This window comes from Bradyrhizobium sp. P2_E8 (genome assembly GCF_056403875.1).
The window spans coordinates 1-12,219 of record NZ_JBFUES010000110.1 but is presented as its reverse complement, the minus strand read 5'-3'; the positions used below and the strand labels follow the sequence as shown (position 1 = coordinate 12,219).

Here is a 12,219-nt window from a genome sequence, read left to right as displayed (position 1 = left end):
GATTTCTGGGGGGCCGTCGAGGGGCTCCTGCTGCCCTCCGCCGTGCTGTCGCTGGCCGCCGCTGCGACGATCATGCGCTACACGCGAGGCGCGATGCTGGAAGTCATGCGCGAGCAATATATCGCCATGGCCCGGGCCAAGGGGGCCGGTCCCTGGCGGGTCCTGCTGAAACACGGGCTGCGAACGGCACTGCTGCCGGTGGTCACCGCCTCGGGTCTGATTGCGGCACAGCTGATTTCGGGCGTGGTGGTGGTCGAGCAGGTCTTCGGCCTGCCGGGGCTGGGCCAGCTGATGCTGAGCGCGATCAGCAGCCGGGACTACACGCTGGTGCAGGGGGCGGTGATCGTCGTCGGCGCGATGGTGGTGCTGATCAACCTCGCCGTCGACCTGGCCTATCACCGCCTTGACCCGCGGATCTGACCATGACGGACAACACGATCTCGGGCACCGCCGCCCCAGAAGCCGCGCGCGCACGGCCCACGGGGCGGCCAATGACGCGGTCGAAGGCGCGGCTTGCTCTGCACCCGCTGGCCGCTTTCCGGCGTCAGAACCTGCTGGTGCAGGCCGGGGCCGCGCTGCTGCTGATCCTGCTGGCGTGTGCCCTGCTCGGGCCGTTGCTTCTGCCCTTCGGTCCGAATGATCTCGTCGGAATGTCGATGCGGCCGCCCTCTGCGGCACATCCCTTCGGCACCGATCTGCTCGGGCGTGACGTGATGACCCGAACGCTTTACGCCTCCCGCAGCTCGATGATCGTGGCGGCCGCCGCGACCGCCTTCGCCCTTGTCGTGGGGACAAGCTGGGGCATGGCCGCGGGCTATGCCAGAGGCAAGGCAGACCTCCTGCTGATGCGTCTCCTTGACGTCTTGCAGGCCTTTCCACCGCTGCTCCTGGCGATCGCCCTGGTTGCCGTGCTGGGGAACAGCCTGGGCAATCTGATCATGACGATGGGCGTGCTCTTCGTGCCGCCATTCGCCCGGGTGGCCCGTGGAGCAACCCTGTCGCTGCGCGAGCGGCAATTCGTCAAGGCCGCCCAGGTGCTGGGCGTTCCGGCCTGGCGCAACCTGCTCGTCCATGTGCTGCCCAATATCTCCACCCCCCTCATCATCGAGACCGCCTCGACGATCACCGCCGCCCTGCTGACGGAATCGGCCCTCTCGTTCCTCGGCATGGGAATTCAGCCCCCGACCCCGACCTGGGGCGCGATGATCGCGGACTCCACCTCGGTCATGACGCATGCCCCCTGGCTGGTGCTCGCCCCCGGAGCAGCCATCGTGCTGATCGTGCTTGGCTTCCTGCTGCTTGGTGACGGGCTGCGCGACAAATTCGATCCCAAAGCGGAGAAGTGACATGAGTTTGGAGAACGATATTCACTGGCAACCGGCCTGGCGTCTGCGCGCGCTGGTGGCCAGCGGTGAAAGCTCCGCCGAAGAGATCACCCGTCTACTGCTGGAGCGGATAGCGCGCCACGACGGCGGCATCCATTCGTTCCTGACAGTGGCGGGCGATATGGCCCTGGCAGAGGCGCGCGCCGTCGACCGCCGCATCGCCGCCGGGGAGAAGTTGGGCCCGTTGGCCGGCGTTCCTGTTACGATCAAGGATCAGTTCTTCACCCGGGGGCTGCGGACCACCAGCGGCTCGAAGGCTTTCGTCGATCACGTGCCCGAGTCGGACAGCTTCTGCGCCGCGCGCATCCGTGCCGCTGGCGGCGTGATCCTGGGCAAGACCAATACGCCGGAATTCGGCATGTATTGGCGGACGGTGGGGCTGATTTCCGAGGAATGCCGCAATCCCTGGGACCGCAAGAAGACCTCGGGCGGCTCAAGCGGCGGGGCGGCGGCTGCGCTCGCCTCAGGCTTCGGGCCGCTGGCCATCGGCAGCGACTCGGGTGGTTCGATCCGTCTGCCATCGGCCCAATGCGGCATCTACGGCTTTCTGCCGAGCTTCGGGCGTGTGCCGCGCCATGGCGGGTTGGGCTCCGCGGTGTTCTGCACCGCGGTCGGGCCGATGGCACGGGACGTGCGGGATGCGGCGACGCTCCTGCAGGTCATCGCCGAACCGATGCCGGAGGATCCGTTCTGCCGGACCGACACGCCGCCCGATTACCTCAGCAGTCTGGAAAATGGCATCGAAGGCGTGCGTGCGACCTGGTGGGACAACAGGTTCGCGCAGGGTTTCACCGATCCGGAGGTGCTGCGCACAGTACGCGCCGCCGCCGAGCTCATCACCGATTTCGGCGCCGATCTGCGCGATGAGGCGGTCGTCCTTGCGACGGAGGGTCTCGACGAAGCCTGGCGGGTGCTGGAGTTCGTCGACCGGCATGCCACTCTGGGCGAGCAACTGATGCGCGACGAGGCGACCTTCAGCCAGCTCACGCCCTATGCGCGCACCCGCTTCGAATGGGCCTCGGAAGTGACTGGCTCGCAATATTCCCTCGCGGTGATGCGCCGTGCGGAGTTCATTCGCCACCTGGACGGGCTCTTCGCCGAGACCGACCTGATCCTTGCGCCGACCATCGGCATCACCTCGCCCGTCATCGATCCGAATGACATGACCCAACGGATTCCGGCACTCGTCTCCTACACATTGCCGGTGAACGTCGCCGGCTACTGCGCGGCCAGCGTGCCCTGCGGTTTCGTCGGCGGCATGCCGGTCGGGCTGCAGATCATCGGCCGCCCGAACGAGGAGGCGCTGGTGCTGCGGGCCAGCCGCCAGTTCGAGAAGGCGCTGAGCTGGAACGCGCGTCACCCCCAGGCGGAACTGGACATGGCCTCATGACGGAATTGGGCGCCCTTCTCGAGCTACGTGATCTGCGCACCTATTTCTACACCGGCGACGCCGTGGCCAAGGCGGTCGACGGGGTCAATCTCACGATTCACCCCGGACGCATCATGGGGGTGGTGGGCGAGTCCGGCTCAGGCAAGAGTGTCACCGGCGCCTCGATCATGGGATTGATCCAGAGGCCGGGCCGGATCGAGCCCGGCAGCCGGATCCTGTTCAAGGGGCGCGATCTGGTGCGGGAGGACGAGCGGACGCTGCGCGGCCTGCGCGGCAACGAGATCGCGATGATCTTTCAGGAACCGATGACCTCGCTGAACCCGGTCTTCACGGTGGGCGAGCAGATAATCGAGAACCTGCAGTTACACCGGCGGATTTCCCGGCGCGCGGCGCGCGAGCGCGCGGTGGAGCTGATGCGTCTCGTCGGGATTCCCGCGCCGGAAAAGCGTGTCGACAGCTACCCGCACGAATTGTCGGGCGGCATGCGCCAGCGGGTGGTGATCGCGATGGCGCTGACCTGCGATCCCAGCCTGCTGATCGCTGACGAGCCAACGACCGCACTGGATGTCACGATCCAGGCCCAGATCCTCGAACTGATCGTCAAGCTGCGCCAGGAGCTTGGCATGGCCGTGATGTTCGTCACCCATGATCTCGGTGTCGTCGCCGAGATCTGCGACGAGGTCGCCGTGATGTATGGCGGCCAGGTTGTCGAGACCGGCCCGGTGAAACAGGTGCTGTCCGCGCCGCGCCATCCCTATACCCGCGGGCTGATGGCCTGCATCCCCCGTCTGGGGATGGACCGCAACGTGCGCCTCAGCTCGATCCCCGGGATCGTGCCGAGCTCGAAGCTCTGGCCTGCGGGCTGCCGTTTCGCCAACCGCTGCCCACAGGCCATGGCACGCTGCCGGGATGCCGCCCCGCCCCAAGTGCGCAGTGGTGAAAACGCGGCCTCCTGTTGGCTGCTGGTGTCCGATGCCGCGGCCGTGGAGACCTCCGATGGCTGAATCGCTGTTGCAACTGCGCGGCCTGACCAAGCATTTCACGACGCGCTCGCCGAAGGGCAAGGCGGTGGTCCAGGCGGTGGACGATCTTTACCTCGACGTCTACGAGGGCGAGACTCTGGGGCTGGTGGGTGAATCCGGTTGCGGCAAGACGACGACGGCCCAGCTCATCGTCGGCCTGACCACGCCGACCCGGGGGCACGTGAGCCTTGAGGGCAACGACCTCGCCGAACTCGGCGGCAAGGCGCGCAAACTGGCGCGGCGACAACTGCAATACATCTTCCAGGATCCCAACGACTCCCTGGATCCACGGATGAAGGTGCGGGCGATCGTCTCCGAGGGGCTGCGCGCGCAGGGTCGCATCGGGAAGCCGGAACTGACGGACAAGGTCGCCGAAGTGCTGAGCCAGGTCGGCCTGCCCGTGGATGCGATGGACCGGTTCCCGCATGAGTTTTCGGGCGGACAGCGGCAGCGGATCGGCATCGCGCGCGCGCTGATCATGCGGCCACGGCTGATCGTCGCGGACGAGCCGATTTCGGCCCTCGACGTCTCGGTACAGTCACAGATCCTCAACCTCATGGGCGACTTGAAGCGCGAGCTCGGCCTGACCTATGTCTTCGTGGCGCACAACTTGGCCGCTGTGGGCTACATCAGCGACCGGATCGCGGTGATGTATCTGGGGCGGATCGTCGAGGTCGGGCCGGTGGAAGACATCATGACCGCGCCCCAGCATCCTTATACGCAAGCCCTGCTCTCGGCGATCCCGGACCCCGACGTCTCGGCCGAGCGAAAGGCGCGGATTCGGCTTTCGGGGGATGTGCCCGGCCCGATCGATCCACCCTCTGGCTGCCGGTTCCGCACGCGCTGCCCGCTCGCCGAGCCGAGATGTGCCGAGGAAGTCCCTTTTCTCAAGCCGCGCGGCGCGGGGAAAGCGGGGCGTGGGCACATGTCCGCCTGTCACCTCGTGAGGTCGCAATAGTCTGAGCCGAGGAAAGGCGTCGATCCAGGGTCGCGCCGGCGATAGCCCCCATATTGGAGACGCTCCGCAGCTGTTAAATCTAGCCGCGTACGCCATTGATCCGACTACTGCCGGCTACTGTGCATGGGGTTGTTTTCGCGACTTTTGTGCGAGCGGCCCTCACGCCGCCTGCGACACCACGCGGTTGCGGCCGTCGTGCTTGGCGCGATATAGCGCAGTGTCGGCGCGCTTGAGGACGTCGGCGACCGCCTCGCCCTTCTGCTCCAGCGTGGTCAGCCCGATTGAGATCGTGACCTCGATGCGCTTGGTGCCCTTGTGGATCGCGAACGGTTCGCCCGCGATCGAGCGGCGCAGGCGCTCGGCGACCATGCCGGCGACATGGAGATCGGTCTCCGGCATCACGATGACGAACTCCTCGCCGCCGTAGCGGCAGGCCAGATCAATGCCGCGGATCGACTTGCGGACGCGCACCGCGAWTTCGCGCAGCACGTCGTCGCCGGCATCGTGGCCGTAATTGTCGTTGATCGACTTGAAATAGTCGATGTCCAGGATCATCAGCGCCAGGGGCTTGCCGCGCGTCGCGGCCTGCTCGGCCAGCGTCGCCAGATGACTCTCCATGTAGCGGCGATTGTGCAGGCCGGTGAGCGCATCCGTGATCGCCATCTCGATCGAGTTCTGCACGTTGTCGCGCAGATGATCGGTGTAGCGGCGGCGGCGGATCTGGGTGCGGGCGCGCGCCAAGAGCTCGGTCTTGTCGATCGGACGCAGCAGATAGTCGTTGACGCCGATTTCGAGGCCGCGGAGCAGCCGCGTCGAGTTCTCGGGGTCCGCGATCGCCAGGATCGGCACGTGGCGCGTGCGCTCCAGCGAGCGCGCCTGGCTGCATAGCCTGAGGCCGTCGAAATTGTTGAGGTCGAGCGAGACGATCAGCAGGTCGTAATTGCCCTCGGCGGCGTGGAACAGCGCTTCGGTCGGGTTCGGCTCGACATCGACGGTGTGCTCGGCGGCAAGCAGCGTTGCCAGCCGCTCATAGGAGGACTGGCGGTCGTCGACCAGCAGGATGCGGCCGCCCTTGCCGGTGTCGGCGACTGCAGTGCGCTCCGGCGCCTGCATGCCGATCTCGAGCGAGGTGATGGCGCGCATGCGCAGCTCGTCGGTCATCATCTTCAGCCGCGTCAGCGAGCGCACGCGCGCGATCAGCACGACGTCGGAGACGGGTTTGGTGAGGAAATCGTCGGCGCCGGCTTCGAGCCCCCGGTTGCGGTCGGACGGGCTGTCGAGCGCGGTGACCATCACGACAGGGATGTGGTGCGTCGCCGGATCGGTCTTCAGGCGGCGGCAGACCTCGAAGCCATCCATGTCGGGCATCATCACGTCGAGCAGGATGATGTCGCATTCGGCGCGGCTGGCCAGCACCAACGCCTCGGCGCCGTTCGAGGCGGTCATCACGTCGAAGTACTCGGCGGACAGGCGGGCTTCGAGGAGTTTGACGTTGGCAGGAACGTCATCGACAACCAGGATACGCGCGGACACTTTGCACTCACTTCCTATCCGATGAAACGCCGGACCGTCTCAATGAATTTGCCGACCGAGATCGGCTTGGACAAATAGGCTTCGCAGCCGCCCTCGCGGATGCGCTCTTCGTCGCCCTTCATCGCGAAGGCCGTGACCGCGACGACGGGAATGGCGCGCAACTCCGGATCGTCCTTGATCCATCGCGTCACCTCCAGGCCCGAGACCTGCGGCAGTTGGATATCCATCAGCACGAGGTCGGGCCGCATCTTCCGAACGAGATCCAGCGCCTCGTAGCCGTTGCTGGTGCCCGTGGTCTGGTAGCCGTGCGCCTCCAACAGGTCGCGGAAGAGCTTCATGTTGAGCTCGTTGTCTTCCACGATCAGGACGGTCTTAGCCATCCCGTCCTCCTGATTGGCACGAAGCCCGATACATGTGACGCCTCAGGCGCCGCTCCCCGGCGCTTCGAAAACTGGATTCAAACTAGCCTCAGATTCGCTCTAGTTTCGTTAAACCCGAGGGGCCACTTTCTGCGATGTGGTTTCCAGTTGCTTGTCGGGGGTCGCAAGACTCAGGCGCGAGACTCGGGCATATTCCAAAGTAGACACTGAAAGTTAACGGAAAGGCAAACCGGCCCCTTGAAAAAGCCTGTTCACAACCCCCGCGAAGTCGCTGAAATCGTTGCGATTCAGGCATTGTCCTTTGTCGCGGGCGAGCCCGAGCGGCTGGGCCTGTTCCTGGCCGAGACAGGTGTCGGCCCGGAGACCCTGCGGAACGCCGCCTCGGACCCGAATTTCCTCCTCAGCGTCCTCGATTTCGTGCTGCGCGATGACGCGACCGTGAAGGCCTTTGCCACGGCCTCGGAGCTGCATCCGACCAACGTTGCAGCGGCGCGGCAGGTGCTGGGCGATGCGCTCGGCGACCGGACCTGGGAGCGCGACGTGCCGTGAGCGTCCTGGAGGCGGCCGGGCCCCGCTGCTTCTGCCGGGACTGCCTGGCCGATCTGGATGTTGACGTGCAGAACCTGGGCGTGCGGCGCTGCTCGGCTTGCGGTTCCCCCCGCCTCGTCCGCCATCGTGCGCTCTCGAGCCTGACCATCGCCCATATCGATTGCGATGCCTTCTACGCCACGGTCGAGAAGCGCGACAATCCTGACATCGCCGACAAGCCCGTCATCATCGGCGGGGGCAAGCGCGGCGTCGTGTCGGCCGCCTGCTACATCGCACGCACCTATGGCGTCCGCTCCGCCATGCCGATGTTCAAGGCGCTGGAAGCCTGCCCGCACGCGATCGTGATCCGACCCGACATGGCCAAATATGTCCGCGTCGGCCGCGAGGTGCGCCAGGCCATGCAGGCGCTGACGCCGCTGGTCGAGCCGCTCTCGATCGACGAGGCCTTCCTCGACCTCTCCGGCACCGAACGGGTTCACGGCATGATCCCGGCAAAGGTGCTGGCGCGGTTTGCCCGCAACGTCGAACGCGACATCGGCATCAGCGTCTCGGTCGGCCTGTCCTGCAACAAGTTCCTGGCCAAGATCGCCTCCGATCTCGACAAGCCGCGCGGCTTTGCCGCACTCGATCAGGAGGAAGCGCGTTCGATGCTGGCTTCGAGGCCGGTCGGCTTTATCTTCGGCGTGGGCCCTGCGACGCAGGAACGCCTGGTCCAACGCGGCTTCCGCATCATCGCCGACCTTCAGAAGGCCGACGAGATCGAGATGATGCGGCAATTTCCGAGCGACGGCCGCCGGCTGTGGCGTCTTGCCCGCGGCATCGACGACCGCCGCGTCGAGCCCGATCGCGGCGCCAAGACGATCTCCAGCGAGACCACGTTCGAAACCGACATCCGCGATTTCGCGACGCTGGAGAAGATTCTCTGGCGCCTCTGCGAGAAGACGTCGTCGCGGCTGAAGAGCAGCGAGCTCGCCGGCTCGACCGTCACGCTGAAGCTGAAGACTTCCGACTTCCGCCAGCGCACGCGCTCGCAGTCGATCGCAGCGCCAACGCAGCTCGCCGCAAAGATCTTTTCGATCTGCCGCGAGATGCTGGCCAAGGAGATCGACGGCACCGCCTTCCGCCTGATGGGTGCCGGCGTCAGCGCGCTGCGCGAAGGCTCGCCCGCCGACGACACCGACATGCTCGACCGCCGCGCCGCCCACGCCGAGCGCGCCGTCGACAGCCTGCGCAAGAAGTTCGGCAGCGCCGCGGTGATCCGCGGCATCGCCTATGATGGGCCGGAGAAGGCGCGGGAGTGATAGAGCCCTGCTCAACTCAGTCGCGTTCGAAGATCCGTGCACCCGGATAGACGCGCCTGGCATACTGAACGACCAACTGCCGATCCTGAGTTTCCAGGAACGGAGTTCGGATCTGACAAGACCCGACAATGAGGTGCCACAAGCCGTTGAGCTTTCGAATGACGACGTTCATTTGAGCCTCTTCGCAGTGACCCGAGTGGACTCAAATTATAAGAATCTCCCGCCGTCGCTCAATTGTACCAGCGTAAGGTCAGCGTATGAGAAGGATTAGGAAAGATATACAAAGGTATGTCGACCATGGCTCCAACAGCTTCCGGCATCGATAGCTTGGCGAGGGCTCAAACGGTCCTACCCGCTCGCGGACTGGCACCATGACAGGCGAACGCGGTCTCGACGCGCTGCTGAGGAACGTGAAGCCGGAAATGCAGCCCGGCACCTTCGTGTTTTGCACGATCCCACCCGGCGAGCCCATTCCCGCAGCGGTCAACCCACTGCTGACGTTCCGCGAGCAGGAAGGAACGACGCTGGTGATCCTGCGCGAAGAAGCCGAGGCGTCAGGCCTACGCTACGCGCTTGCCTCGCGCCTGATCACGCTGACGGTTCACTCCGCGCTCGATGCGGTAGGCTTTCTGGCGGCCATCACGGCGCGACTGGCCGACGCCGGTATCAGCGTGAATGCCGTTTCGGCGTTCCATCACGATCATCTTTTCGTGCCTGCCGACAGGGCCGATGAAGCGATGGCTCTCTTGCATGACAGGTTCGGTCCGAAACAGGGTTGATTGAGCTTGATCTAGAGCATGCTCTAGCCTGTAAAGAGATGGCTGGCCTCGATTCAAGGAGACAGCCCATGACAGTGACCGACAACAAGGCGCTCATTCAGGACATCATGGATGCGCGCGCACGCCGCGACCCCAACCCGTTCATCGCCGCGATGRCAGATGACTTCGTCTGGCGGATCACCGGCTCGACGGCCTGGTCCGGCGAGTATGTCGGCAAGGCCGACGTGCTGGAGCGCCTGATGAGGCCTCTCCACCGACAATTCACCGCTCCCACCAGCCTCACGGCATCCCGCATCATTGCTGAAGGCGATTACGTCGTCGCCGAGTGCCGGGGCAATGCGACGACGCTTGCCGGCGAGCTCTACGCCAACACCTACTGCTTCGTCATTCGCATGGCGGACGGAAAACTGCGCGAGCTGACCGAGTACATGGACACCGCATTGGTCGAGAGGGTGCTAAGGCCGCCCGGCAGCCAATGAGGCCGGCGCAGCCTTGAGGCGTCCATGCGGCGACACGGCGGGTCTTTCACCGCCGGCGATCCACTCCTCATAGAATTCGACCTTGGCTTCGATGAGCGCCAAAGCCTGCGACCAACGCTGGATGTTGTCCTGCACGCGCTGCTGGTGGGCTGCGAGCAGCGCGTGACGCTCGTTCAGCGTTGCTTCGCCCCGTTTCGCAAGCGCCGCATATTCGCGCATCTGCTTGACCGACATGCCGGTGCCACGCAGGCGCTCCATCAGATCCAACCAGCCAACGTGAAAATCGCTGTAGACGCGCCGTCCCCCGCGATCCCTGATAACGCCGGGGATCAAGCCCTGAGCTTCATACCAACGGATGGTGTGAATACTGCGGCCCGTTCGGCTGGCGACCTCTCCGATGCGAAGCTCCCGCGACATGGTCTTCCCTCTCGTTCGAAACCGCCTCGCCAGGCTCAACCCATCCTGCGCGGTCTCCTCAATCAGCGACCGCCACCGCCTCGATCTCGATCAGCCATTCCGGCGCGGCAAGCGCGGTGACGCCGACGAGGGTGGAGGCCGGCGGCTCCATGCCTTCGAAGAAGGCCGAGCGGGCCTTGCCGATGATCGGGCGCAGCTCCGGCTTGTAGTTCACCACGAAGGTCGTGATCTTGACGATGTTGGCGTAGCTCGCGCCGGCAGCTTTCAGCGCGTGGCCGAGATTCTGCATCACCTGCGTCGTCTGCGCGGCGAGATCGCCCTCGCCGACGATCCGCCCCTCCTCGTCGGTCGACACCTGGCCCGAGATGTAGATCGTCCGCGCGCCCGTGGCGGTGACGACGTGGGAATAGGCCGGATTGTGATGCAGGCCGCTGGGGCGGAGATGGTCGAGCTTGGGCATGGTGCTTGCCTCCCGGAGTTTGCGGTTGGGAGAGAGCGTAGCTGGAGAGGGTCCCGAGGGCTAGCCCGTCATTGCGAGGAGCTCWTGCGACGAAGCAATCCAGAATCCCTCCKCGSAAAGTTCTGGATTGCTWCGCTRCGCTCGCAATGACGACACCGAGTGAGAACCGACAAACAACCCTCGCCGTCATTCCGGGGCGGTCCGCGGGACCGAACCCGGAATGACGATCGACGCTCAATTACAGGGCTTGCTGTCCTTCACGTCGAACTTGCCCATCGCGCCGGAGATGACGAAATCATTGTAGTCGAGCACGAGCTGGCGCGAGACGCCGTTCTCATAGAGCTCGAACGCCATTGCATAGATCGGCGTCTGCTCGCCTTCCTTCTGCTGGGCCTCGCGGTCGAAATAGCTGACGGTGACGGGCCAGCGCTTGAGCGACTTCATGTGCTCGTCCGTGGTCGACGGATCGGTCGAGGAGGCACGGTCGGCGGGGATCGGCTGGCCGATCACGGTCAGCGTGTTGTAGACTTTCTGGCCGTCGTCGGAGCCGTCGTAGACGGACAGTTCGAGCAGCGATTTGCCGTCCCTGGCGGCGGCGATGATGCGCTGGATCTGCTCGGTCGGGAACACGATCTTGCCGTCGAGCGTAAAGCTCTTCGGCGCCGGCAGCTTCAGCTTGACGTTGATGTGGTCGCCGTCGCGCTCCGCCGAGCCGTCGACCCGGCCGGCGTCGGCCTCGTTCATCCGCGTCTCGATCTTGAAGCGGTAGCTCTTGCCCGCGGCATCCTCCCAGGAATTGGAACGGAGGTCGCTGAGCGTGACCTTGCCCTCGCCGCTGTCGAGCTCGGAGACCTGGCGGAATTCGGAGGTGTAGCCCTCGCAGGAGCTTCCGGTGAAGTTGTAGAGGATGCGGCCGCGCGCGCTGTTGACCGAATTGGAGCGCGATTTGACGAGGCTGAGGTCATAGAGCGCCTGATGCGCGAGGAACGGACCGTTGGCGGCCAGCGCCCCGCCTCCGGGGCCACAAGCGGCCGCCGCGAGCGCCATCACACCGAGCGAAGTCCGGAAAAGGTGCATCATGTCTGTTCCTTGAAGATGCGTCCTTGGGGACAGCAGATTCGACATTTTAATGACCGTTCCATTGCGTCGCAACTGAGGCCGTTTCACGTAAAGTTGCGGCCCTCGCCCTGAACCTCCGGCCCTGCCTCAACAAAATGCAGCCCCTTGGGGTTGCTTGCATGTGGCGGCACGATGGGCGAAACAGGACGCACCCGGGCACCAATGGGCCGCGCCGGGGTGGATGATTTTTGGACAACGAGGTCGAAGATGGCGGGCACGGTCGAGCAGAAACTGGCGGAACAGGGCATCAAGCTGCACGAGGCCCCCACCCCCGTGGCCAACTACGTGCCGTTCGTGCGCACCGGCAATCTGCTGTTCGTGTCCGGCCAGGTCTGCTTCGATCCCGCCGGCAAGCTGATCGCCAAGGGCAAGCTGGGTGCCGGCGTCTCGATCGAAGACGGCGCCGCGGCGGCGCGCGGCTGCGCCGTCAACCTGCTCGCCCAGGTC

General features: G+C 65.2%; 15 protein-coding genes. 10 read left to right on the top strand and 5 right to left on the bottom strand.

All coding sequences use genetic code 11. The features are described 5' to 3' along the window. The 5 genes from AC1D00_RS08885 to AC1D00_RS08865 form a co-directional block, all read left to right on the top strand. A partial coding sequence (locus AC1D00_RS08885) for an ABC transporter permease (protein WP_477010399.1) occupies positions 1-420 on the top strand: 420 nt, incomplete at its 5' end. 2 nt (positions 421-422) lie between these two features. Further along, complete coding sequence (locus tag AC1D00_RS08880; protein WP_477010398.1) at positions 423-1,346, top strand: ABC transporter permease; 924 nt, start codon at positions 423-425, stop codon at positions 1,344-1,346. Position 1,347: 1 nt separating this feature from the next. Further along, positions 1,348-2,775, top strand: a complete 1,428-nt coding sequence (locus AC1D00_RS08875; protein WP_477010397.1) for an amidase — start codon at positions 1,348-1,350, stop codon at positions 2,773-2,775. Then, on the top strand, positions 2,772-3,779 hold the full coding sequence (locus AC1D00_RS08870) for an ABC transporter ATP-binding protein (protein ID WP_477010396.1): 1,008 nt from the start codon (positions 2,772-2,774) through the stop codon (positions 3,777-3,779). The genes AC1D00_RS08875 and AC1D00_RS08870 overlap by 4 nt, the downstream gene beginning before the upstream one ends. Beyond that, positions 3,772-4,755 (top strand): ABC transporter ATP-binding protein, encoded by a 984-nt coding sequence (locus AC1D00_RS08865; protein ID WP_456619054.1) that lies wholly within the window; start codon positions 3,772-3,774, stop codon positions 4,753-4,755. The genes AC1D00_RS08870 and AC1D00_RS08865 overlap by 8 nt, the downstream gene beginning before the upstream one ends. A gap of 159 nt (positions 4,756-4,914) precedes the next feature. On the opposite strand, the gene AC1D00_RS08860 is transcribed toward AC1D00_RS08865, so the two are convergent. Both AC1D00_RS08860 and AC1D00_RS08855 read right to left on the bottom strand, forming a co-directional pair. Beyond that, positions 4,915-6,288, bottom strand: a complete 1,374-nt coding sequence (locus tag AC1D00_RS08860) for a PleD family two-component system response regulator (RefSeq protein ID WP_477010395.1) — start codon at positions 6,286-6,288, stop codon at positions 4,915-4,917. Between the two features lie 14 nt (positions 6,289-6,302). Beyond that, the gene (locus tag AC1D00_RS08855) at positions 6,303-6,668 is read right to left on the bottom strand and encodes a response regulator (RefSeq protein WP_027547216.1); all 366 of its coding nucleotides are present in this window, start codon (positions 6,666-6,668) and stop codon (positions 6,303-6,305) included. Positions 6,669-6,905: 237 nt separating this feature from the next. Between AC1D00_RS08855 and AC1D00_RS08850 the strand changes: the two genes are divergently transcribed. The 4 genes from AC1D00_RS08850 to AC1D00_RS08835 all read left to right on the top strand — a co-directional run bounded on the left by AC1D00_RS08850 (position 6,906) and on the right by AC1D00_RS08835 (position 9,776). Continuing rightward, entirely contained in the window at positions 6,906-7,217 is a 312-nt protein-coding gene (locus tag AC1D00_RS08850; RefSeq protein ID WP_011087883.1) for a DUF3572 domain-containing protein, read from the top strand. Then, the gene (locus tag AC1D00_RS08845; protein ID WP_404557041.1) at positions 7,214-8,518 is read left to right on the top strand and encodes a DNA polymerase IV; all 1,305 of its coding nucleotides are present in this window, start codon (positions 7,214-7,216) and stop codon (positions 8,516-8,518) included. The genes AC1D00_RS08850 and AC1D00_RS08845 overlap by 4 nt, the downstream gene beginning before the upstream one ends. 371 nt (positions 8,519-8,889) lie before the next feature. After that, positions 8,890-9,297: an ACT domain-containing protein gene (locus AC1D00_RS08840; RefSeq protein ID WP_477010394.1), complete on the top strand. Its 408-nt coding sequence runs from the start codon at positions 8,890-8,892 to the stop codon at positions 9,295-9,297. A gap of 68 nt (positions 9,298-9,365) precedes the next feature. Beyond that, positions 9,366-9,776, top strand: a complete 411-nt coding sequence (locus AC1D00_RS08835; RefSeq protein WP_477010393.1) for a nuclear transport factor 2 family protein — start codon at positions 9,366-9,368, stop codon at positions 9,774-9,776. Here the strand turns inward: AC1D00_RS08835 and AC1D00_RS08830 are convergent. From AC1D00_RS08830 to AC1D00_RS08820, 3 genes are all read right to left on the bottom strand, one after another. Continuing rightward, on the bottom strand, positions 9,753-10,193 hold the full coding sequence (locus AC1D00_RS08830) for a MerR family transcriptional regulator (protein WP_477010392.1): 441 nt from the start codon (positions 10,191-10,193) through the stop codon (positions 9,753-9,755). The two genes, AC1D00_RS08835 and AC1D00_RS08830, sit on opposite strands and share 24 nt — an antisense overlap. A 58-nt stretch (positions 10,194-10,251) precedes the next feature. Continuing rightward, positions 10,252-10,653: a RidA family protein gene (locus tag AC1D00_RS08825; protein ID WP_135177263.1), complete on the bottom strand. Its 402-nt coding sequence runs from the start codon at positions 10,651-10,653 to the stop codon at positions 10,252-10,254. A 234-nt stretch (positions 10,654-10,887) separates the two neighbouring features. Next, the gene (locus AC1D00_RS08820) at positions 10,888-11,733 is read right to left on the bottom strand and encodes a cell envelope integrity EipB family protein (protein ID WP_404557045.1); all 846 of its coding nucleotides are present in this window, start codon (positions 11,731-11,733) and stop codon (positions 10,888-10,890) included. A 246-nt stretch (positions 11,734-11,979) separates the two neighbouring features. Between AC1D00_RS08820 and AC1D00_RS08815 the strand changes: the two genes are divergently transcribed. Further along, positions 11,980-12,219: RidA family protein (locus AC1D00_RS08815; RefSeq protein WP_477010391.1), on the top strand; the 240-nt coding region annotated here is incomplete at its 3' end.

Excerpts from the sequence above, each read along its gene's own strand:
- AC1D00_RS08875 (WP_477010397.1), top strand. The coding sequence starts at position 1,348 with ATGAGTTTGGAGAACGATATTCACTGGCAACCGGCCTGGCGTCTGCGC.
- AC1D00_RS08820 (WP_404557045.1), bottom strand. The coding sequence starts at position 11,733 with ATGATGCACCTTTTCCGGACTTCGCTCGGTGTGATGGCGCTCGCGGCG.
- AC1D00_RS08855 (WP_027547216.1), bottom strand. The coding sequence starts at position 6,668 with ATGGCTAAGACCGTCCTGATCGTGGAAGACAACGAGCTCAACATGAAG.
- AC1D00_RS08880 (WP_477010398.1), top strand. The coding sequence starts at position 423 with ATGACGGACAACACGATCTCGGGCACCGCCGCCCCAGAAGCCGCGCGC.
- AC1D00_RS08830 (WP_477010392.1), bottom strand. The coding sequence starts at position 10,193 with ATGTCGCGGGAGCTTCGCATCGGAGAGGTCGCCAGCCGAACGGGCCGC.
- AC1D00_RS08840 (WP_477010394.1), top strand. The coding sequence starts at position 8,890 with ATGACAGGCGAACGCGGTCTCGACGCGCTGCTGAGGAACGTGAAGCCG.
- AC1D00_RS08870 (WP_477010396.1), top strand. The coding sequence starts at position 2,772 with ATGACGGAATTGGGCGCCCTTCTCGAGCTACGTGATCTGCGCACCTAT.
- AC1D00_RS08865 (WP_456619054.1), top strand. The coding sequence starts at position 3,772 with ATGGCTGAATCGCTGTTGCAACTGCGCGGCCTGACCAAGCATTTCACG.
- AC1D00_RS08825 (WP_135177263.1), bottom strand. The coding sequence starts at position 10,653 with ATGCCCAAGCTCGACCATCTCCGCCCCAGCGGCCTGCATCACAATCCG.